This is a genomic window from Pseudoalteromonas sp. AOP31-A2-14 (assembly GCF_052378035.1).
GTDB lineage: Bacteria > Pseudomonadota > Gammaproteobacteria > Enterobacterales > Alteromonadaceae > Pseudoalteromonas.
Window position 1 is genome coordinate 136193 of record NZ_JBQSXI010000003.1, and the last position, 23168, is coordinate 159360.

Sequence of the window (23168 nt, forward strand, 5' to 3'; positions counted from 1 at the left end):
GATGCCTTAAAATAGGCGTCATGAAAAATGAACTCGCCCTTAAACAGCGCATTGCTGAACTTGAAAAACTGTTAGCGCAGAAGGATGCCCAGATTGCGGCATTGGAAGAGCGCTGGAGCTTGGCCCAACAAAAACAATTCGGCAAAAGTGCTGAAGGCTTTGCCGGGCAAGGCGAGTTATTCAATGAAGTGGAAGAAATTGTTGAGGAAGTTGAGGCAGAGCAACAATCCATTAGCTATACCCGTAAAAAGCCGGTGCGTAAGCCACTGCCAAAAGACTTACCTCGTGAGCAGGTTATTCACGACATCATCGACAAAACCTGTGATTGCTGTGGCGGTGAGCTACATAGAATGGGTGAAGATAAGTCAGAAAAGCTTGAGTTCATACCCGCTAAAATCAAAGTGATTGAGCATATTAGGCCTAAATACGCCTGCCGTCACTGTGATAAATCCTCAACTCAGACACAGATTAAACAAGCCTCAATGCCTGCCATGCCCATCAACAAAGGCATTGCAACCAGCAGTTTGCTCAGTCAGCTTATCACCAGTAAATACCAATACGGGTTACCGCTGTATCGCCAGGAAGCGATGTTTAAGCAATACGGTATTGAACTCAGTCGACAGACCATGAGCAGCTGGATAGACAAATCAGCCACACTCTTCGCGCCATTAGTTGAACGGCTTAAAGCCGAGCTGTTAAGGCAACCCACGCTGTTTGCCGATGAAACGCCATTAAAGGTGGTGAAATCGGACAAAGTAAACAGTTACATGTGGGTGTATTGCTCGGGTCGAGATTCACCAGACCCGAATAATCCCATCCCTAATATCGTACTTTACGACTTCCACAATAGTCGCGCGGCCGCCTGCGTGGTCAATTATCTTGATGGATATCAAGGGTACTTGCACGTGGATGGCTATCAAGCCTATGCCAGAACAGAGGCAACCTTAATCGGCTGCTGGGCGCATGCTCGTCGTAAATTTATCGACGCGAAAAAGCTACAAGGTAAAAACAAAACCGGCAAAGCGGATGTGGTATTGAGCCTTATCCAAAAACTGTACGGCGTTGAGTCACGCATCAAAGATAAAAGTGTGGATGACAAATATACGGCAAGACAAGAGGTTAGCCTGCCTATTCTTAGCAAGCTAAAAATATGGCTTGAGCAGGATCAGCCAAATTTAGTGGGGAACAGCAAACTGATAGAGGCAGCTAATTACCTGGCAAATCAATGGCACAAGCTCATGCGCTATGTTGATGATGGCCGACTTAGCATCGATAATAATAGAGCAGAACGCGCGGTAAAACCGTTTGTGATAGGCCGAAAGAATTGGTTATTTAGCCAAACGGCTAACGGTGCCCATGCTAGTGCCACCCTTTACAGCATTGTGGAAACCGCCAAGATAAATGGTCTAATCCCATTTAATTACATCTGTGCTTGCCTTGATGAACTGTGCCAGCCTGAGCCCGATATCGACAGCTTGTTACCCTGGAATTTTAAAACATAGGTGTAGTTCGCTAGACGCTCACGAATAAACCCCATGGAACTTTCCAATCACTTCCCAAATAACTATCTATCTGGGATTGTGATGCATATTTCCACGAAGGCAGCTTATACATAACTATTACAGGGGATTGATAAGAGAATTCCCTGTATTTCTGGGATTGTGATGCGTATTTCCACAAAAATAGCTCATACATAGCTATTACAGAGGATTGATAGGAGCATTCCCTATTTATCTGGGATTGTGATACATATCTCCACAAAAATAGCTTATACATAGCTATTGCAGGGATAAATTGGAGCATTCCCTATTTATCTGGGATTGTGATGCATATTTCCACAAAAATAACTTATACATAGATCATATGGTTCCCAACTCATTGAAATAGGTTTCATGGAAAAATTATAAAGCCATTACGACAGAAGAAGAGACATTGCTAGAGTTGGAACGGTTTGCAGAGAAATGGGACAATCAAAATACGTTATTTAATTACCCTGAGGCGATACGAAAAGCCATTTAAACAACGAATGCCATTGAATCACTCAAAAGCGTTATTCGCCGAGCGATTAAAAACCGTAAGCTATTTCCAAATGACGACTCTGCAAGAAAAATGATTTATTCAGGAATAAAAGAGGCATCAAAAAAATGGACGGATACCAATACGAGACTGGCGGTTTTATCATTGAATTTGAGGAAAACCTCAGTAAACATATTTAAAATCTAAAAACGGGCAGTTACACAGAATCCGTTACAGACTCATAACTTTCCAATAAAAAATACCACTTGCTCTAAGGTAAGTGGCATTAAAATCACTCTACACTTTTTAAATAGTATCGATTTATGCTAACTAGTCGCTCTCACATTCTCTCCACTCATCAAATAAGCTTGATTGGTTAGCTGTGCGCCATGTTTCATATACAAAAGTGATCTCAGGAATTTCTTTAATTCTGAATGAAAAATGAAATCCTTCTGATGCCTCTTTGTTTCCAACACACGTTACCGCAGGTAATACAGTTTTAAACTCAACTGACTCACCTTTGCCAATAACTTGCCCTTGCATTAAGTTTTCAAAGCGAGGTGTTAAGCTTTCTAAATCACCATTGATATGACTAACATGTAGATTTTCGATGGTGTAATCTGCATCTGTTGCAGTTAATGACCACCTTACATAACCTTCTTCAAGGAAAGGCTTAGAGCTTGCATAAAAGTCATTAGCAAATGGAGGGATATTTTCATATGGTAATGGCTGCCATAAGCTTTCATTATTGTCATTTAAACTGCGTAAACGAACACCTTTAGCCTCAGCTATTGGGTCAACTTTTACTACAAAATCGTACTGTGGAGCATCATCAATTAAGTCTGTTGCAGAGTATCTGAATGTGTACGTTCCTGGTTTAGTAAATACTTGACCTCGGGTGTTAGAGCAATCGGCCTCACTTGGGCTACTGGTAAACTCGCCGCCTTCAGGTGTACTGATCAGCTCTTCATGCGTGAATACTTCATCACCATCGGCATCAATTGTCACCGGGCGATGCAATAACGACATACATGTTAGAATTTGATAATAGTCTTCACCCGGCCTTAAACGCCCCCAGTTACGTGCCCATACTACTGAGCGTATCTCTGGTGTTGTGTTGGTTAATTTAGCTAAACCATCATCTTGCGCATATGTTTTGGCAAATAAGCCACGGTCATCTTCTACAATCAAACGTGCAGTGTAAGAACCTGGCACATCGGTGATCACTTTTGCACGGCGATACTCTTGGCTCTCTGGCTCGATCACGGCTTCAATTGTGGCGTTACTGCCATCGGGTTTATCTGTTAGCTCCCAGTGAAAGGTAATTGGGTCATCATTAGGATCGCTACTTGAAGCATCAAATACTAACGCATCACCAACCAATACTGATTTTGATTGTGCATTAACGCCACTTGTTGAAGGTTGGCCGTTAACGTTACCTACTTTTGCTTCCATCGTGGCATCAAGTGACATTTGATTTTCACCGTCAGAAATCACCATTCGAACTAAATAAGTACCTGCTATATCTAACTTTTGGATTTTTTTACCCATCGGTTTCCAAGAGCCTATATCAACAAGCTCAGCTAAACTACCTTCAGGTTTTTCAACAAGTGTCGCGTCGATAATTTGCAGCGCTTCACCTTCTGGATCATAACCAGTAAAGTTAAACTCGGCGCGAAGACCAACTTCTTGTTCACCAATACTGTAAGACGGATAATAACCAGTTGCTGATAACTCACCAATAGGTGCCGCATTGGTTGTCGCTTCAGGGTTTTTATTGACTGTGACGATTATTTCTTTTTCTTCACTTTTTCGCGTGCCATCAAATACAAATAGCATGACTTTATAATTTGCTACAGCTTGTGGAGTAAAACGCACTTTGGCGGTTGTTGCACCGTCAAGTTTTGGCAAGGGTACATTATCAGGCTCCGTTGGGCTATAACCCCATTGCCAGCGATATTGCAGTTGCTCACCTTCTGGATCAATACTCGATGAGGCATCAAGTACGGCTTCTTCACCTAAAATAATAGTAATATCATCTGCTTTAGCAACTGGTGGTGCATTACCCTCTGCCACACTAACCGTAACATTAACGGGTTCACTGGCAATGCCATTATAAGTCACTATAAATTGCAGTTTGTAATCACCGGCTAAATCAACAAATAAAGTACTTTGACTTTGATCTGCATTGTTTAAATATCCCGTACTATCTATTGGCTTTTCAATAAGCTCCCATTGGTATTCTAATGAGCCGGTTTCACCAGTCGGTGTTACGCTTTGACTACCATCAAGACCAATGCTATCAGTGCCCAAGTTTACACTATAAATTGACTCAGTAATTGCAATTGGATACGGGCTGGTTGCAGTGAGCGTAAAACGAACAGCTTCGCTGTTTTTGGTGCCATCGTTTACGATTAAGCTCACTACATATACACCGGGGAAATCAGCTGTAAATTCAGTTATTGCACTGTCTGCACTGGTAATATCTGAGTTACTTGCAGCTGGTCGCTCAATAAGCTGCCACGTGTAAGTTAAGCTAGTACCTTCGGCATGGGTACTTGTATCAGCATTGAGTGTTACTTGTACCGCGCCAGCTTCTAATGAAAATATTTGTTCCGTGGGCGATTGTAACTCAATGACAGCGATTGGCTTTTGCTGCGGGACTTGCACTTCGGTGTCGGCTTTTTTATCACTACTGCCGCCACAGGCCGACATAGTGAGCGAAAGCCCGATGATAGCGATTACGCCAAATATTTTTTTCATGCTTTTATTCTCCTGTCTGATAGGTGTTATCAGTTAAAATTGTAAGGTTAAGCTCAGTCGTGCTGTTCTTCCTGGTGCAGGTACTAAACCCAAGCTCAAGGCATCGAGGTAATAACGATCGGTGACATTGTCTACGGTGAAATCGAGTGTCGTATCATCGTTAAATTTATAACTGGCATAGATATCCAGCAGGTTATAACTGTGCCAAAGGACGGGTTCATTAAACCCTGTTGGAGCGTTGTAACGAGGGATTGAGTTACGTTGCCCCATGAAAGTGCCTCTTAGTCCCGCTTCTAACCGCTGTTCAAATAAACGCACACCAAGGTGAGCACTTGCATGCCAATTTGGCGGGATCATGTTGTTTATATAACTCTCAGGTAGGCCCCAATCATTACAGTAGTAACGTACGTAACTCCCTACATTGCACACTTCAATATGGGTGTAATGCGTACCGCTTAATTCTACAAGCCAGTATTTTGTGTCGTAGCTAAAATTAAGTTCCCAGCCATTTAGATCAAGACTGTCGATATTTCGCATTCGGAAGAAGTCGAGACCACCTTGCTTTTGCTCCCATGCATTTGGCTGGGTGCGGGTTAAGTAGTCATCAACGTGGTTTTGGAAATACGCGAGCTTGAAACCCACTTTATAATCATTGATCAGTAATGAGTCGTTTAAATAATTTAGGCCAACTTCTTGATTAGTTGCATGTTCAGGTTCTAAGGGGATATCTAATACAGGGCTTACAGACCAGCCTGAGGTGCTTTCAAATAAACTCGGCATGCGTAATGCTTCGCTATGGCGAAGGTAAAATTGTAATCCTTTAAATGCTTGCCATTTTATAGCGACTAACGGCGCAGTACCTGAATGACTATTTTCATATTGCACTTCTAAGCAACCACCTGCATCGTCAGATATGCAGGCGGGATCATTCGTGTTTATAGCAAGAGGATTGTTGTCTTTAGAAGAAAAATGAGTAAAACGTAAACCGGCTTCTAGTGACCATGCTGATGCAAATTGCCAATCTACTGCACTAAAAGCGCTGAACTCTTTACGCCACCCGCTGCGCGAACCCACATAAAAACCTTCAGTTTCAGGGGTGTTAGTGTCCATGTTTTCATACTGTCCAGCAAAGCCATAACTTAGTTCTAATTCGCCTGCTGAGTAAAACATCATGCTATTACTTATATCAGTTCCAAAGCGTTGATAGTCATCACTGCGAGCAACATTATCAGCAATATCTACTGAGCCAACACCTGGGGTATTTAACTGAGTAAGTGCATCGGTATGCCAAATATTGGCTTTAAAATCAGCCCAGTCATATTTAATTGGCTGCCAACGGTATCGCAATGTGTAAGTTTGATTGGTTACTTCGCTATCAAGCCATTGTCTTGCCTGACCAAAAGAACGTATTTGTGAAGGCATCATTTCGCCATACGCGCTGTTATAACGTATATAGCTCATTTCTAGACTTTGATCATCGGGCAGCAGTACATTACTTTTTAACAGCCAAGATTCACTCGAAAAGTTAGTATTGGGGATACGCTCATTAGCACGAAAACGTGACGCGCCTTGCATTGATACTTGCGTTTCAGTGTACCAAGCAAGTTTGTCTGGCTCGCCGTAAATGACCTCTGGTGCAGGGCCATTACTGCCTGCATAGTAGTTACCTTGCTCTCTTTTTGCATAGGCGCCAATAAGGTCGCCCCATTCAAAATGTTTCGCTGCTGCAAAACTACCGGCATAACTCCTAAATTTAAATAAGCTTGGTCTATCCATGCCTTCATCAGGTGCAAAGCGCTCTGGCATTAAATATTGATCGCTACAGTAGCTCGAAAACCGACATTCGGAGCGGTACGCATTACGTGCTAAATAATAACCCGCATAAGTCCCAGGATCGGGTGCATTTGAGCTATTTCCAATGGCGCTAACACGCAATCGATAGCCCGTTAACTCGCCTTCTTTTACAATATCATCGGCGCTTAATGTGCTTACACTCACTAAGCCACCCGTCGCGCCGGTGCCATCAGCACTCATTACCGGGCCTTTACTAATTTTAAGTGTTCCGATTAAGTCAGGGTCAATGTAGCTACGACTTGACACCCCAGAGTAACCGCGATAAACCGTGGTTTCTTGGCGGCTGCCGTCGATCACCACAGGTACTCTACCTTGTCCTTGCATACCTCTAATATTTATATCGAGACCACCAGAGTTGCGGTTTTCACTGATCAATACACCCGGCGTGCCCTGAAAAATATCGCCAACACTGGTTCCTCTAAAACGTTGAATATCTTGCTGAGTGATCAAGTTTACTGAGGCAGCTTCGGTGTAGGTTTGATCTTTTAGATCAACGTTACGGCTTTGCACATTAATAGTATTTAGGGTTATTAAATCTTGTTGGTTTTTTTCCTGTACTAACCATGCACGACTACTAATTGGTAAGGCCTGTAAGTCAGTATTTTGTAATAGCGTCAACAATGCTGATTCAGTGCTGTATTGACCTAACATTGCAGTAACTGAAAAACCACGTACAGTCCGCTCTTCAAATGACAGCGTTACACCGGCTTGGCGCGAAAATAATCTAAGTACATCCCCTAGTTCGCCCCCGGGTAGATCAAAATTGATCATTTTTATTTGTGATGTCGCTGTTGCTTGTTCAGCTAAACTTGCAGTGGGTGTGATAACCAACAAACAAGTTACAACGGATAATAAGTGTAGTGCAGCGCGGGGCATGAATGATTTCCTATTTCTTTAATGCATACTTATATGACGCATGAAAATAGAAACCCCGTAAGGTTAAATGATAATTATCTTATATTTTTATATAACTCTATTGAACTGGGTAACTAATTGAATAATTAAGGCCGTATTTCAGCCCACCAACGAGTCATGTAATGCACTTTAGCGCGAGCAGTGCGAGCAAGAGTTGTTAAAATGAGGTTAGTATCATTTAATTGAAACACCCCAGATACTAAGTAATCATCTAAATTTGGCGCACATTTTATAAACCCACGGTGATAACGTGATAACTCCGCTAAAAAATGCTTTATGGGCATGTTCCGCACAGAAAGAAGCCCTTCGGTCCAACTACTGTAATCAAATATATGATTATCTAACTGCTGCACTGAATTTGAGGTTATTTTATAAAGCGCTCCTGCATTCATTACTTGGTTAGTGAGGAAAGTATTTGGCTGCTGTACAACAATACTGCCCTGCATAACTTTAACTAGTGCATGGTCATCTTCATGACGCACAAAAAACTGTTTACTATCACTTATTAGCACTCCATGATTAAGTTTTATTTGGAGCGGCTGTGCGCTAACTGAGGCGGTGTATTGCATTTCTCCACGCGTTAAATGAATGTGTTTATTTTGGTTGTTAAAATTAAGCTCAACGGTACTGCCACTATTAAGCCAAAGCTGACTGTTATCGGCTAACGTAAAAAGTTCACGTTGATTAGTGGTTGCATAATCTGCGTTAAGGTATTGCCAAGCGCCTTGTTTATCAGCTAACCAACTAACACTTGCTAAAGTAAGAGTGGTACCTGCTATTTTCTTTAATGCTTGGCGGCGGCTCATGCTCTGTATGTCACGATCTGTTTTTTGTAACGTTGAATGAACGATGCTGGCGCTTTTTTTTGTCGCGCCTGAAAATGTTGATTCTAATAACTCAATCCGCTGCCATGCCAGTTCGTGCATAGGATCAGCTAAGCGCCAACGTTGGTACTCATCAAGATCTTTAGATTGTGCGTTGCCTGACTCGAAACAAATACACCAAGCAATCGCTTGTTGCACAATTTGATCAGGTAACGGCGTGTGTTTTGCTTTTTGCACAACAGTGGTATCCATCTATTACTTTTAATCCGAATAAGTGAGGGTATAACACTCAAACATGGCTTTCGCGATGTACTTTTCAATAGATGATAAGCTTACATCGAGTTGTTTTGCCACTTCTTTATAGCTGAGCCCATCTAGTCTAACCATTAAGAATGCTGTTTTTTCAATTGGCCTTAAACCACTTAATAACCGGTCTATTTGTTCTAATAGCCTCAATAACTGAAATTGCTCTTCCGGTGAGAAATAGGCTGTTTCTGGCATGCTTTCTAAAAAATCTACATAGTTCTTTTCTAAAATCTTGCGCCGTATGTCATCGGTTACTAAGTTACCAGCAACTTTTGTAAGCCATGCTCTTGGGCTACGTATTTCGCTGTATAAAGAAGTTTTATTTAATAAACGTATAAACGTATCTTGAGCAAGATCTTGTGCACTATCAGTGTCAGTGCTATAGGTACGACGCGCAATCCAGCGAACAAGCCACTCATGGTGTTCCTGATAAAGCGTATTAAACCCTGCTGAATTAGCGGTATTTCTGGTCAAAATTTTGGTCTTCCTGTAGCATATCAGTCAACACTATAAATGATTTTCATTCTCATTCAACAGTTAGTTATAATGTTCAGTAAAGTTTAATTAAAATAATTTTGTTATTAATTGATGAAAACCGATTCTCGTTCGGCATCTAGTTATATAACTAATAAAGTAACCCATCAGATGCATACTTTAATATTGCTTGTTGCTAATACACAGCTGAGTTTGTGGGCCATATTAAAAAAGATAAGGAATCAAAATGTTTACAAAAGCTATATTGTTATTATCCCTGCTAAGTATTGGAATTGTACAACTGTCTATGACAATACACGCCGCTGAGGTACCTCTATCAATAGTAACAAGTGAGATAGTAGCTACTTCATCAGTCGTCGAACAACCATCTATTACACCATCTAGTGATGAGGCCATTAACGTAACTAATGTAGAGCATAAACTTGGTGAAGCCACTTTTGAAACACATGACCTATCTCCTTGGGGAATGTACAAAGCCGCTGATATTGTAGTGAAAAGTGTAATTATAGGGCTGCTTATTGCATCATTAATATCATGGGCTATCTGTATATTTAAATCTATACAGCTAAATATTGCCAAACGGCACAGTAAAAAATTACTTACACATTTACTCCAAAGCACAAGCTTTTCAGAGGCGAGCCATGATTTAACACAACAAAAAAGCGAAGCGCTAATATTTTTAACGGCAACTCAACATGAGTTACATCTTAGTGCTGCAGGGCCGACTACAGACGAAGCATTAAAAGAGCGCTTAGTAGCTCGTTTAGAACGCGTACAAGCATCCATATCTGCAAATGTGAATCTAGGCACTGGTGTACTGGCAACTATTGGGTCTGTAGCACCATTTGTTGGTTTGTTTGGTACTGTTTGGGGCATTATGAACAGCTTTATTGGCATTGCTAAAACACAAACAACGAACCTTGCCGTAGTCGCACCAGGTATTGCCGAAGCACTACTTGCAACCGCTTTGGGTTTAGTTGCAGCAATTCCAGCTGTTGTTATGTATAACCATTTTTCTCGTTCGATTGGCAGTTATAAAGCTATGTTGACTGACATTCTTACTGCCACCATGATACTAATTAGTCGTGATCTTGATAGAAAAAACCCTCAAGCAAAGCCTTTAGCTATCTTACTTAATGATGATAAAAGCCCTGTTAACATCGTATCTAAAGAGTCTTAAATAATGACATTTACTACTAAAAATACCGATAACGATAGTTTAGATGAACAGCATGAAATTAACGTTACCCCTTTTATTGATGTGATGTTGGTATTGCTGATTATTTTTATGGTCGCAGCCCCCCTTGCTACAGTGAGCGTGCCCGTTAAACTTCCTGCAGTTGCAGCCCCAGCGCATCCAGAGAATGACGATCCTACCTATCTAACGTTACAAGAAGACTTAACCTTAATATTTGGTGAGGGCGATGTCATTCAACAACAAAATTTGGCTCAAGAACTAAAGCAGTATGGAATTGAAATTGAGCAACGTATTTTATTGCGTGCTGATAGCAAAGTTGAATATGGGCAGTTTATGGTATTAATGAATCAATTAACCAAAGCAGGCTACTCAAAAGTGGCGCTAGTGGGATTAAAACACGAAACGGACGTTGCCCAGTGAGTATGTTTATAGGCACCACTGAGAAAGCTTCTCGCTTAGTATCATGGCAAGTAATTATCGCTATTTTAGGGGCTGTTATTTTACACTTTGCTATTGCAGGTTATTTTTTATTACCAAAAGAACATAATAACAATGTGCCTATCCAAGCATCCCCACAGGTCTTTGAGGTAAGCATTGTTGCTGCACCAAAGTCTGAACAATTAGCGCTACCTGTTGGGCCAAAGCAACAAGAATCAACGCCAATGAAACAGCAGCGCAGTGAACCTGAGACTACAAAAATAGAGCCTTTAGTAAAGCCAATTATAGAAAGTAAGTCTGACTTTACCATTAAAGACAAACTAATTAAGCCTGCGCAAAGTAAACCATTAAAAAGAACCACTGAGAAAAAAATAGACGTTGTGCCGAAGTCACAACCTAATAGCACAACGGCAACGGGGGCGAGTGAACAATACGTAGAGCAAACGAGTGCACCTGCTGCGTTACCAGTAAAAGAAGCCAAAGTGGCATCTGGCCCTGTAAAAGGTACTTTGAGTGAACATGAAAGTTCGGCTAAACAACTTTGGCAAAGTGCGTTACAGCTACATTTAGAAAGGAAAAAACGTTACCCACGAATGGCTAAATTACGGGGTCAACAAGGTATTCCGTGGGTAAGCTTTACTATGGACAGAGAGGGGAATGTACTAGATGTCACCCTATTTAAGCCCAGTGGAATAGCTACATTAGATCAAGAGGTCATCGAATTAGTTAGACGTGCAGAGCCTTTGCCTGCACCTCCTAACACAGTAACAGGGGACCCAATTAGCATGGCCGTTCCTGTTGCGTTTTTTATTCATTAACAGCGATATCGCTGTGTTTATATAACCATTACTAATTACATGATAAGTAGTTAATACTAAAGGATAGACCATGATTGAAGAGTTACACGTTAACGAAGAAGCTAAAATACTCACTCTGGCCCAAAGGCTAAAGCTCGACACCACAACCACACATGACAGCTTAGATAAGATGATTATGACAAAACGACCTTTTACAGACTTAGGCCGTTACGCTTTATTTTTAGCGGTACAGTATCGTTTTCATTTAGCCATAGCGCCTCTCTATTGTGATCTTAAGCTGCTATGTTTATTTACTGATTTACCTGAACGAGCGCGTCTTAGTTATCTTAAAAAAGATTATTTAGATTTAAATGCCGATATTAATGATATGAAAGCCGAGAATAATTTGCCAAACATTGACTACCCAGCTTCTCTTGGTTGGCTTTATGTATCTGAAGGATCTAACTTAGGTGCCGAGTATTTATTAAAAGCAGCAAAACGTATTGGCCTATCAGAAGAGTTTGGTGCCACTCATTTGGCTCCAGCAGCGATTGGTCGCGGACAGTCATGGAAAGTATTTACAACCGCTTTAAATGCTATTGAGCTCACGTATGAACAGCAAAGCCTTGTCATTGATGGTGCCCGGGATGCTTTTAGCCTAGTACGTAGTACCGTTGATAGTGTATTTGAATAACGAGTAGTGTAACTATTTGTATGAGCTGGCAAAAACGAAATGGTAAATTATGAAATTCATAAATAAAACTAGCCCGCAAATAATTGCTGGTAACTTAAAAAAAATAACATACTTGGTAAGTGGATTTTTATTAACCGGAGTAGGCATAATAGGTTTATTTTTACCTATTATGCCTACAACTGTTTTTTTGATTGGTGCAGTTTTTTGTTTTAGCCGCTCATCAAAGCGTTTTGAGTACCTGCTACTTAATCATCCTCGTTTTGGGAAAACTCTCACCAATTGGCAAACGCATGGCACTATTTCTAAACCAGTAAAGATAATCGCAAGTCTCGGCATGTCCGTTGGCTATATTTTGTTTTATTTAGGGGGGCAACCCTCTTTATTGCTGGCTAGTGTTGTGGCACTATTTTTAATGATATGTGCATATTATGTAATTTCACGCCCTTTACCGTAATATAAAATATAATTTTTTTGGGAAGCATTAATGCCTATTAATTGAGTGACTGGAGGTACAACAGTAATCACTACAATAACAACTAATAATCATTAAATTAAAACCTAACTTCTGCATTAATATAAACACGACCTATGATAGTTGGATAGATAATTTTATGACCAGATACAATATTAACACTCAACTTAGACCAAGGTTTTAATGTAGATTTTTAGGCTTTTCCTTAATATATATCCAACGTTTAAAATAGTAAGTAATTTCTATCGGCAAAATTTCACTAAGATGATGTAGGGTTTTATCTATATTAGTTATTGAAAAAATACCTGTTACTTTATATTTAGCAAGCTCTGGCGCCACATTGATAACACCACGGTGGTATCTAGCGAGTTCGATTATAAAATCAGTTAATTTACTGTTGGTTGCTTGTATTTTATGCTCCAGCCATAATGCTCGACTAGTCGATAATTGCTGGATCGGCATAGTCCCCTTAGTATTAAAAGCAGCTTGCTGCATCGCTTTTAATTGCACAAATTGTATGCTTCTCATTGGCCGTAACTCCACAACTCCCTCATACACGCTCACTATGGTTTCTTGCTCACGTTGATTTACTATAAAATAAGTTCCAATTGGTACCACTTTGCCATCACGCGTCGTTACATAAAAAGGTTTTATGTCCTGTGCACTAGAAATCATAATTTCACCTTTCAACAAATACAACCTACGTTCTGATTGTTCAAAGTCAACATAGACACTTGTATCTGTATTCATTGACATTACTGTTCCATCGCTTAGAGTAACTGTTTTTATTTCACCTACGGCAGTAACATATTCACGCCTGCCAGGGTGCCCTGCCAAGCCAGAAAAAATTAAACTCAGATTCCCTAAAGTAAAAAGTCCTAAATTCGGATAATAAGTGCAATTTCTCAGATTAGATGGCCAGCTGTTATAATTCGGCCATTTTCTCGCCAAAGGAAATTGCTTTAATGAAATATAAACAGCTGACACAAGAAGAAAGATACCAGATTTACGCGTTAATAAAAGCAGGAAATAACCAAAAGCAGATAGCTGAAGAACTAACTCGTTCACCGTCATCTATTTCTAGAGAGCTAAAACGCAATAAAGGACTTAAAGGCTATCGGCCTAACCAAGCCAATAACTTTGCTGAACAAAGACGTAAGTCATCTTTCAAAGCAAGTAAGTTAACAGAGGACGTCACTCACTGGATTAATAAATTGTTGCATGACGGACTTTCCCCTGAGCAAGTGGCAGGCCGCTTAGCTTTAGAGAAACAGGTCGTTTTACATCATGAAACAATTTATCAATATATTTACAGAGACAAGGCTCGTGGTGGCAAGCTACATAAGACACTCACTCGTGCATGTAAAAAGTATAAAAAACGCTATGGAAGCTATGATAAACGTGGACAGATAGTTAATCGAGTCAGCATTGATGAACGCCCAAGTATTGTGGATTCAAAGTCTAGGATTGGTGATTGGGAGGGCGATACAGTGATAGGTAAAGGGCGTAAAAATGCGCTTGTCACAATGGTTGAACGTAAAACGTTATATACAGTCGTTCACAGAATTGAAAGCAAGCATGCGAAAATAACAGCCGATGCGCTGATCACGTGTATGACACCATATAAAGGTAAGGTTATTACCGTGACGTTAGATAATGGAAAAGAGTTTGCTCACCATGAGCATGTTGCACAAAAATTAGAAGCTGATGTGTATTTCGCTCATCCCTATTCATCATGGGAGCGGGGCATAAATGAGAATACCAACGGCTTACTTAGACGCTTCTTCCCCAAGGGAACTGACTTTATGGCGCTAAGTGAAGCAGAGATACAGGCGGCAGTTGATAAGCTCAACCATCGGCCAAGAAAAACAAGAGGGTATAAAACCCCTCATGAATTATTTACGGGGCAATCAGAAGTTCTGGTGGCTGCATAATGATTGCACTTAATACTTGAATTCAAGAGTCCTAATAAAAGTAGATGTCGACGCGACAATCCTTTTTCCTGACTTATTAATACTTTCCGACTAAGCTCAGATTGCGGGACTTTATGAAATTTTTCTTGTAATAACTCCAGTTGTTGCCATGCTAAAGCATGCTCAGGCTTTTCTTCATACCAAGTCTGAAAAGCAATTTCATCTTGTTGATTAACATCGTCAGCCCATAATCTTGCCATCCATATCGCAGCCTGTTGAATAGTATTTGAAGAAATTTTTTCCATAGTCAAGACTGCATCTCAATATTAACTATTAAACAACTTTGCAAAGCTTTAGCAATGTACTTTTCTACCGATGATACTGACACCTTTAATTTTGCTGCAATTTGTTTATAGCTCATATTTTCGAGTTGACGCATAAGTAATGCTTGGCGTACTTTTTCCGGAAGTTGCCGTAGAAGCATATCAATCTCATTTAATGCCTCAACCATAATAAGATGAGACTCTGGAGATTCAGACGAAGTAAGTGGATCATTCGCTATTAGTTCTAAGTAAGCCGCTTCAATATTGCGTCTTCGGTACAAATCGATGACTAACCCTTTTGCGATATGAGTTAAATAGCGACGGGAATCTTTTATATCTGGTAATGATGCTTTTGTTAGAATACGCAAATAAGTATCTTGTACTAAATCAGCAGTTACTTCTAAGCATCCTAATCGACGTTGAATATAAATGGACAGCCAATTATTGTGTTTTCTATACATATCATCAACGCACGCGATATTAGCAGGATTGATCACCATCACTTAGTATTACTCCAAACAACCTAATGATAATGATAATACATTTCATTCGCAATTAGTTCAAGAGTTGTACCTATTCATAATGATCATGATCATTATTATAGTTTATTAATATATAGGCATACTTGAATTAAAAGTAATGAAACCTTAAAGTAGCGCTTAATTAATTTTTCTGCTTGTGACAAGCGTTAAAGCTCAAAATATTTTTTCGAACTTTAAACTCACCGTATTTTTATCGTAACTGTATAACCAATCAACATTACTGTTTACTGTTATATGATTTAAGGTAAAAACTGGTGTCATGCTAAATACGGCTAGACTTGGCATGCTTACAATCAGTGTGTAATTTTGTTCAAGATCTTTACGCTTATGTGCCAATAAAGCACTATACTGCTCATATTTACGCGCCCTGAGTGATGCAAATAATGTTGCCTCTGCCCCGTTACCCCAGCGCTTATTGACACCAAATCTACTCGAAAATAATTGGTAAGCATGTACCTGTTCACTGTTATTCTTTTTACTGTAATCTAGACCACCAAATAGTAACCATTGTTCATTAAGCTGATACCAAAGGGTATTGTAATTTGCCAATTGTGTACCGGATTGATAACTATAGTGCTGAGGTTGATAAGATTGCTGCTCAATTTCAAGTTCAAGTTTTATATTTAGTTTTTTTGAAAGGTTTTTTAGCCAATCAAGCTTAATACCCGCAGCACTGTAAAGTGTGCTATTACCTAATGCATTGTATTTAAATTGCCCAGATGCTGAAAATTGTTCATAAGCCGTTTGATAGCTATAACCTAAGCTAGCAATCACAGTGTGCTCATTATATTCACTGTTATTTAAATAATTACTGCCATAAGCAAGGCCTCGAAAACTCAACCCGTGGTGACCAGAAAACGTAAATCGTTTACTAATATTTGCATCAAAGTCAACGCCCTCTCCCGATATTTCAGGCGGGGTTTTACGCTCGATTAAACACTCTTCAGTCGGTAGCCAAAGCAAACACGTATAACTTTGTGATGATTGATTTAAGTTATCACTAAGACTTGGCCCTAACGAAAAAGACCCTCGCCAAGCTTGACGATAGTTAAGCGCATCAATAAAACTGTTTACAGTGTGACGAACACCGTCAACCTTAGGGTTGTCATTTGGTAACTGCTCAGCAATATGCTCAAACAATATAAGCGCATCAGTATTTTTATTGTTATCAAACAACACCCGCGCCAACTCTAATTGACTAGGTAAAAAATCTTGTTGTTGAGCCAACACAACCAAATGTTGCTGCTCAGCTTCGTTTAAACGTCCAGCAGATCGAGCAATCGCACCTTGCGCATAATGAACTAGCATCACATCGTAATTTTCTAATGCCACATAACGAGATAACAAATTTTGTGCAGCTGGCCATTGCTTATGCTGAATTAAAAAATAGACTGCTTGGCCCAACTCATGAACATTGTTATTAACTTGGATTTGTTGCCCATTAATTGTAAAAGAGGAAGGTTTAGCTGAATCACGCGCCGCATCGGCAACGATTGAATGCTCATTTTGTTTTATATTTTGCTCTATACGTTGCTGTAAATGTAATCGCGTTTCAGTCGATGCAGATAAGAAAGGGGAGTTTAACACTAACATTAGTACCCATAATTGTATTACTGTTCGGTAGTAATGATTTTTATTTTGATGGCTCATAATAATACTCAAAAGCGTCAATTAAAGGGGCTAAATATTAGCCCCAACTAAATAATTGCGATTACTTTTTAGCTCCACCAAACGCAGTATCTAATTGACGGTTTGCAAAAGTGGCAATACCTGCAAGTGATGCTGCATCAGCACCAAAGAAATGGCCTTCGCTATTACCAAATACCACACCATTGGCAAGCGCCGTTCCTGAAAAAGCTGCCGTAGATGTCACGATATCTGCATCAATGCTCACTGAAAGCGCTGAATTAGCCAAGCTACCAGTTAACTTTTGTGTACCAAAATTAGCCGTAAAATCCCCGGTTAACTGATTACTACCGCTAAATTTATTAACCCCTTTAATGGCATAACTAGCCGTGCCGCTTACTGGTACTGTCGTGTTGGTACTATTGCCAACATAATATACTGCGCGGTCGTTGCCATTACCGTTAAAATCTTGTGACCATTCACCAAACCAAACATCACTAGTACCCACTTTTGCAAAATTAAATGCGCCAATACCACCATGACCCATGCTTAAAGAGTGAATACCGTTAGTTGGTTGAGCATAAGCTGATAATGCCTGAAAATCGACTTTCTGTTGAGTAGAGCCCATTGCTGCGATGCCAATACCAGCTCGCCCTGCTACATGAGGACCACCATTAACCGTAGACTCTCCTACTTCAATATTGGTATTGTCATTTTGAGTACCTACGTAGTTTGCATGAGCAGCAAAGCTAAAAGTGGTTGTGAGTACTGCGAGTGTTGCGAATAACTTGTTCATTTTTCAGTTCCTTTTAAATAAAAATCAATGAAATAAAAAGCACAACTAAGATGCTTTCATTAACTACACCGAACGAAAAACAAAAACCCACAAAAAATAATAACTATTTAGTTTGTGGGTTTATTTTTTAAGCTAATCAACTAAGTTAATTCAATAAATTAAAAGCTCATTTGTAGTTTTAACTTCACAGTTCTACCAGGAGCTGGAACACTCGAACGAACCAGTGGATCAATATAATAAAGATCGGTTAAATTCGTGGCTATCAACTCAACGTTGAGGCGCTCACTCCAGCTATACTTTGCATATGCGTCAAAAGTCAGCGCTTTATCTCGTTCAAGATCTTCTTCACTTTTACTTGCTGATAGATAAACACTTCGTAATCCGGTTTCCAGGGAATTTTCGAAATAACGACCACCAAGGCTCAAATTAACCGAGTCATTAGGAATAGCTTGATCGCTTAAGTAACCACCTGCAAAACCAGCATGTACACAATTCGGAACTGAGCCCTCGACAGGGTCCTGAGTAATTGCAAGGCTTTCATCACAGACTTCATTCTTAGTCATATGAGATAAACTTAAATCAGCAAAAAACGAACCATTGTCATAGCGACCTTGAAACTCAAACCCTTGCAATGTTTGCTTATCAATATTGTAAAAGCGTAGTAAATTACCTGAGCGTTCTATGACATCTTTTGTTTTATGATGAAAGTAGGTTAATTTAATATCCCCTTGCTCAAAGTTATGTACAAACGCAGTTTCATAATTATAGGTATGCTCTGGTTTAATACCTGTGTAAGGGTTGTTATTAGCCGAGAAGCCTAAGGTACTTTCGAACATACTCGGGAAGCGGATACCCTCGGTATAACGTATGTACACTCGACTATGTTCATTTAATAAGTAGGTTGCAGCAAGTGCTGGAGCCCAGTGGTTCCCCTTTTTTTTACCGCCATCAATTTGCTTATCGTACTCATTTACAGGCCCACCCGCTTGGCGACAACTGCCTTCTATATAATTAGCTACGTTATTCAATTCCCCGTTAACACATATATTATTCTCTCTGCGGTATTTACCCTCACCATTATGTAACCATGGATCTAAGACCGCTTTGTGTTTTTTTCTACGATCACTCTCTCTAAAATCAAGAAAACTCTCCAATCCTGCAGGATTATCAACAAAGAAGCTTGAATCACCAAACTGCTCTCTCTCTTGCTCTCTTATTTCTTGGTGTTCAGCTTCTGTGTAAGCTGTTTTATATTCTAAATATACACCTTCAGCGGCAGAGTGTTCTTTCGTAAAGCGCTCGTCTCCAGCCGAAATACGGCTTGATAAAAAGTCATCAATCGCCCAATAACTTTTATAACTTGCACCTGCTGAAAGTATCAGCGACTCACTAGGCATCCATTTAAAATTAAACTGTCCTTCAAGCTCTTCTCGTCTACCCTCGCGTGGCCAGTGCTTCCAACCATCGACTGTACCCCGGTATTCATCTTCTGAGCGAATTTTATGATATTGATAACGCGCTGACATAGTTAGCTCCAACTCATCGGATAACATCATTTGGTTACTTACATCAAAGCCAAAACGGTTCTCACGGTTACTGGCAACTGCTGTATTACGTATTATTGGACTTGCATCAGGATCCGCTAACTCCCATATTGCATTAGCGTAATTTGGGAACCCGCCAGCAGAATTAGTATTGCTAATAGTATGGGTGCTCCATAGGTTTGAAGTGACGTTAATAAACTTACTTTTCGGGTTCCACTGATATTTTATGTTATAGGCTTGTGCTTCAACTTTACTAAGAGGCCATTGCGCCATTTCACCATTTTCACCTATGTCACCAGCTCGACTTGCCATAATTTCACCATATTGCGCATTAGTGACACGTGCACCTAAGTTTAATTGCTGGTTTTCACTAATTTTAAATTCACCTTTGAGTAAGAAAGATTCCAACTCACTCGATGTATTTGGCACTTCATAACCTGGTCGTTGACGGTGCGCTAGAGAACGCGGATTCATTTTAGTAATATTGAACTCTTGATCATTAGGGTTATTGTAAAACTCTGATTTTTTGGTGCCACTAAAGTAGTTGCCCTTATTACGATATGCATAGGCGGCGAGTAATTCATAGTTATCTTGGCGCGTAGCTAGCGCTAAACGATAAGCGTAATCTTCACCTGACAAAGGGTTATTTTCTTTATTACCACTCATCTCTTGCCATAATGAAGGATCTCCATATGCAAAATTAGGTGACATTTGCGGGAAACCTTCTACATCCCTGTAATCCTGCCCTGTGAATAAAGTGGGCAGCTTAGGATCAACGGCATTATTACTGCTCTCTATGACAAGCCCCCCGCCGCTGCTTTCCCCTTCAAGCAGTACGTCGCTAGCACTAATAGTACTAACTTGCACCCCACCACCAACAGAAGTATGTGTATTCGGAGTTAAAGAGGGACCTTTTATTGCTTTAATACTGCCAATTAAATTTGAATCAACGTAATTTCGATTTGAAACCCCTCTATAACCACGCCACACAGTAATTGCTTGCTCAGTACCGTCTATTGATAATGGCACTCGCCCAGGTCCTTGCACTCCGCGAATACTGGGGTCAACACCACCACCATTTCGTGCATCACCGCTGTAAATATTGAGCATACCTTTGAATAAATCACCAGCATCTTTGCCCTTATATCGTTCTATTTCATCTATTGATGTATATACCGTAGATATATCGTCATCATAAATTGCATGCTTACCAGCTTCATCACGAGTGACACCATTGTTATCTCCTGTTGCTACATTAATTGTATTTAAAATTATTTTATTCTCATCTACTTTTGCTAAAATTCTATATGAACCATCTGCTTGTATTAAACTATAAAGTCCACTATTAGAGAGCAAAATACTCAAAGCTTGCTCAGCGCTATAATTACCTTTAAGTAAAGGGCTTTGTTTTTTATGTGTTAAACGAGCATCTAAATGGAACTCTATACCTGCAGTTATCGCGAGCTGATTTAAACTATTATTAAGTTTACCCGCGGGAATATTAAATGTATGTGTAATTGGACTAGCCGCATGTGACAATATCGGCATTGCTAAACTAGTAACCCCAAGATGAACACTGAGTAATAAGGTGAGTATTTTAGGGCTATGTAAGAATTGCATATCGATTTCCTTTCTTTTAGTTATCAGTTAAGCGATATACCGAATGAAATCGTATTTTCCTCAATAAATAATTTATTTAAAAAAGTCTATGTTAGAAGTTTTTAGTCAATTTTTATCGAATCCTTCCGAGAAAACCCATTGCTCGACGCGAAGAGGCGTCGATGGGATTAATCGGAATAACTAGCCCTGATTTTGAATGTATTTTCGAATTGTATCAGCAGAAGCATTTCCAACTGAGCAAACAAAATACCCGTCAGACCAAAAGGTTTTCTCAATCCAGAATTGCTTTTTCAACCACTTAAATCTCGACCATAGGCTTTGTGTCGTTGATTGTTTAATTCTACGAACATAACTCGCAACACAAATGGTCGGGGAAATCGTAAGCAATATGTGTATATGATCCTTGTCTACCTCGATCTCTTCAATATTAAATTCTGAGCGCTCTGTAATTTCAGAAATTTTTTGTTTTACGAATTCACCCAAGTTACCTTGTAGCAATTGCCTTCTATATTTCACAACTAAGATTAAATGTAACGCTATTAGATATTTGCAGTGTGATTTAGTTTCATATTCCATCTTGACAACCCTTTCATATACAGTAGTCTATACAGCATATGAAAAAGACGCTTAGATACAATTACAGACTGAATCCTACGCCAGAACAAGAAGCTAAACTCATAGAGTTTGGCGCGACTGCGCGTGGTATTTGGAACTTATTACTGTCTGAAAATATGCGTCGATATGAGTTCGATAAAACATTCTTGTTTTACAATGATATGGCCTCGCTTCTTAAGGAAATAAAGCCTTTTGAAGAGTTTACGTGGATTAAGTCTTTTGACTCGGCAGCAGCTCAGCAAGTTGCTCGCGACTTAGAAACTGCGTTAAAGAACGCAATCTCGAAAGGCCGTTTGCAGCGCTTTCCAAAGCATAAAATCTCATACAAAAAGAAAGAACTTCACAACGATTCATTTCGAGCGGTAAACAATTCTAATTGCATCCGTATTGAAGATGGCACTATCAGTATTCCAAAAGTTGGTAAAGTGCCTATCATTTTACATCGCGAACTGGCTAGCAAAATCAAAACGGTAACTGTTCAGTTTCGCCACGGTAAATGGGAATGCAGTATTACTCAAGAAGTGGAGTGCAAAACAGCGCTTCGCGTTTTAAAAACAATCACAGGTTTTGACATTAACTCAAAGCAAACGGTAGTTGGCTCGAACGGCTACGTGGCCGAGAATCCAAAGTTTTTAAAGCAATCAAAAGCAAAATTAAATCAATTGCAACGTCAGCTTGCCCGCCGAAATAAAGGCTCAAATCGCTGGCACAAAACAAAACAACGCATCAATAAATTACACGGTAAGATCTCAAGGCAAAGGCTCGACTTTGCACACCAAATCTCACGACAGATAACCAATGAAAATGACATTTTAGTGTTTGAAGATTTAAACGTACACCCATACACTTTAAATTAAAATAATTACCTGTACACTTTACAAGGTGAGAATGTCAATTATAATGATAGGTAGTTATTAATTTGTCTAAGTAAGCGCTCTTGTCAAACATTACCTATGAAATTAGAACCTCAGAAATAAAGCCCTATTCCTATAGAACTCCATTGGTTTCAGTTAATGATTGTGGAGAGTTGTCAGTGGAATATTCTAAGGTATCACCTGTACATATAAAAAAAATTACTCTGTTGAATATGGTGGGGAGAGATTCGTCAGGTAAGATAGTTACATTTGAACCGATAGAGCAAGTAAACAGATTCTTAATGACGCATCATATTGATGACCACAAGCAAGAATCCGATCAATACAGCAAAGGGTTGGTTCACTTCTTTTCCTTCCTAATAAAGTTCCAAGAACAATGGGACGATGAATTTGATGAAGATATATTTGATGAGTTAACAGATTTACCGCGCCCTGAATGGGATTATATGGCGAAAAGAAAGGCTCAAAGAATCACTTACCAATATAGGCAGGCTTTAAAAGATGCAGTAATAAAAGAAATTAATCCAGATTTAAAATTGGCT

19 protein-coding genes and 2 pseudogenes are annotated in these 23168 nt (G+C 39.7%); 10 read left to right on the plus strand and 11 right to left on the minus strand.

The features are described from left to right. The first annotated feature begins 20 nt into the window (after window positions 1-20). A complete protein-coding gene (tnpC, locus tag ACT3S9_RS19710; RefSeq protein WP_193051367.1) occupies window positions 21-1502 on the plus strand; it encodes an IS66 family transposase in 1482 nt (493 codons plus the stop codon). 346 nt (window positions 1503-1848) lie between these two features. Further along, window positions 1849-2216 (plus strand): annotated as a pseudogene (locus tag ACT3S9_RS19715) (transposase); the annotation flags it as partial. A gap of 130 nt (window positions 2217-2346) precedes the next feature. Here the strand turns inward: ACT3S9_RS19715 and ACT3S9_RS19720 are convergent. The 4 genes from ACT3S9_RS19720 to ACT3S9_RS19735 form a co-directional block, all read right to left on the minus strand. Further along, the gene (locus ACT3S9_RS19720) at window positions 2347-4779 is read right to left on the minus strand and encodes a PKD domain-containing protein (protein WP_193039114.1); all 2433 of its coding nucleotides are present in this window, start codon (window positions 4777-4779) and stop codon (window positions 2347-2349) included. Between the two features lie 33 nt (window positions 4780-4812). Next, a complete protein-coding gene (locus ACT3S9_RS19725) occupies window positions 4813-7509 on the minus strand; it encodes a TonB-dependent receptor (protein ID WP_193039113.1) in 2697 nt (898 codons plus the stop codon). Window positions 7510-7634: 125 nt separating this feature from the next. Continuing rightward, window positions 7635-8624 carry a FecR domain-containing protein gene (locus ACT3S9_RS19730; protein WP_192532256.1) on the minus strand — a complete coding sequence of 330 codons (990 nt, stop codon included), beginning with the start codon at window positions 8622-8624 and terminating at the stop codon, window positions 7635-7637. Between the two features lie 9 nt (window positions 8625-8633). Next, window positions 8634-9152 carry a sigma-70 family RNA polymerase sigma factor gene (locus tag ACT3S9_RS19735; protein ID WP_086995602.1) on the minus strand — a complete coding sequence of 173 codons (519 nt, stop codon included), beginning with the start codon at window positions 9150-9152 and terminating at the stop codon, window positions 8634-8636. 247 nt (window positions 9153-9399) lie between these two features. On the opposite strand from ACT3S9_RS19735, the gene exbB reads away from it, so the two are divergent. The 5 genes from exbB (at window position 9400) to ACT3S9_RS19760 (ending at window position 12754) form a co-directional block, all read left to right on the plus strand. Next, the gene (gene exbB, locus ACT3S9_RS19740) at window positions 9400-10353 is read left to right on the plus strand and encodes a tonB-system energizer ExbB (RefSeq protein WP_086995605.1); all 954 of its coding nucleotides are present in this window, start codon (window positions 9400-9402) and stop codon (window positions 10351-10353) included. Window positions 10354-10356: 3 nt separating this feature from the next. Further along, on the plus strand, window positions 10357-10791 hold the full coding sequence (locus tag ACT3S9_RS19745; RefSeq protein ID WP_086995608.1) for a biopolymer transporter ExbD: 435 nt from the start codon (window positions 10357-10359) through the stop codon (window positions 10789-10791). Between the two features lie 2 nt (window positions 10792-10793). Continuing rightward, window positions 10794-11627, plus strand: coding sequence for an energy transducer TonB (locus ACT3S9_RS19750; RefSeq protein WP_226898094.1), 834 nt, complete (start codon window positions 10794-10796; stop codon window positions 11625-11627). Window positions 11628-11697: 70 nt separating this feature from the next. Beyond that, window positions 11698-12300, plus strand: a complete 603-nt coding sequence (locus tag ACT3S9_RS19755) for a biliverdin-producing heme oxygenase (protein ID WP_193039111.1) — start codon at window positions 11698-11700, stop codon at window positions 12298-12300. A 49-nt stretch (window positions 12301-12349) separates the two neighbouring features. Beyond that, window positions 12350-12754, plus strand: coding sequence for a YbaN family protein (locus tag ACT3S9_RS19760; protein ID WP_086995616.1), 405 nt, complete (start codon window positions 12350-12352; stop codon window positions 12752-12754). A 198-nt stretch (window positions 12755-12952) separates the two neighbouring features. Here ACT3S9_RS19760 and ACT3S9_RS19765 read toward each other — a convergent pair whose 3' ends face one another. Then, window positions 12953-13846 carry a FecR family protein gene (locus tag ACT3S9_RS19765; RefSeq protein ID WP_444751168.1) on the minus strand — a complete coding sequence of 298 codons (894 nt, stop codon included), beginning with the start codon at window positions 13844-13846 and terminating at the stop codon, window positions 12953-12955. Here ACT3S9_RS19765 and ACT3S9_RS19770 point away from each other — a divergent pair. Then, window positions 13738-14706 carry an IS30 family transposase gene (locus ACT3S9_RS19770; RefSeq protein WP_086959932.1) on the plus strand — a complete coding sequence of 323 codons (969 nt, stop codon included), beginning with the start codon at window positions 13738-13740 and terminating at the stop codon, window positions 14704-14706. The two genes, ACT3S9_RS19765 and ACT3S9_RS19770, sit on opposite strands and share 109 nt — an antisense overlap. On the opposite strand, the gene ACT3S9_RS19775 is transcribed toward ACT3S9_RS19770, so the two are convergent. The 6 genes from ACT3S9_RS19775 to tnpA form a co-directional block, all read right to left on the minus strand. Further along, window positions 14661-14990 carry a FecR/PupR family sigma factor regulator gene (locus ACT3S9_RS19775; protein ID WP_444751169.1) on the minus strand — a complete coding sequence of 110 codons (330 nt, stop codon included), beginning with the start codon at window positions 14988-14990 and terminating at the stop codon, window positions 14661-14663. The two genes, ACT3S9_RS19770 and ACT3S9_RS19775, sit on opposite strands and share 46 nt — an antisense overlap. A gap of 2 nt (window positions 14991-14992) precedes the next feature. Beyond that, window positions 14993-15469 carry a sigma-70 family RNA polymerase sigma factor gene (locus tag ACT3S9_RS19780; RefSeq protein WP_264298828.1) on the minus strand — a complete coding sequence of 159 codons (477 nt, stop codon included), beginning with the start codon at window positions 15467-15469 and terminating at the stop codon, window positions 14993-14995. Window positions 15470-15703: 234 nt separating this feature from the next. Next, window positions 15704-17143, minus strand: a complete 1440-nt coding sequence (locus tag ACT3S9_RS19785) for a surface lipoprotein assembly modifier (RefSeq protein ID WP_301563128.1) — start codon at window positions 17141-17143, stop codon at window positions 15704-15706. A 118-nt stretch (window positions 17144-17261) separates the two neighbouring features. After that, entirely contained in the window at window positions 17262-17972 is a 711-nt protein-coding gene (locus ACT3S9_RS19790; protein WP_193039110.1) for a Slam-dependent surface lipoprotein, read from the minus strand. A gap of 158 nt (window positions 17973-18130) precedes the next feature. Continuing rightward, window positions 18131-21136: a TonB-dependent receptor gene (locus tag ACT3S9_RS19795; RefSeq protein WP_193039109.1), complete on the minus strand. Its 3006-nt coding sequence runs from the start codon at window positions 21134-21136 to the stop codon at window positions 18131-18133. 180 nt (window positions 21137-21316) lie between these two features. Then, window positions 21317-21712, minus strand: a complete 396-nt coding sequence (tnpA, locus tag ACT3S9_RS19800) for an IS200/IS605 family transposase (RefSeq protein ID WP_193051319.1) — start codon at window positions 21710-21712, stop codon at window positions 21317-21319. Window positions 21713-21750: 38 nt separating this feature from the next. Between tnpA and ACT3S9_RS19805 the strand changes: the two genes are divergently transcribed. Both ACT3S9_RS19805 and ACT3S9_RS19810 read left to right on the plus strand, forming a co-directional pair. Beyond that, window positions 21751-22608 carry an RNA-guided endonuclease InsQ/TnpB family protein gene (locus ACT3S9_RS19805; protein WP_226916419.1) on the plus strand — a complete coding sequence of 286 codons (858 nt, stop codon included), beginning with the start codon at window positions 21751-21753 and terminating at the stop codon, window positions 22606-22608. A gap of 176 nt (window positions 22609-22784) precedes the next feature. Further along, window positions 22785-23168: pseudogene (locus ACT3S9_RS19810) on the plus strand (site-specific integrase); the annotation flags it as partial.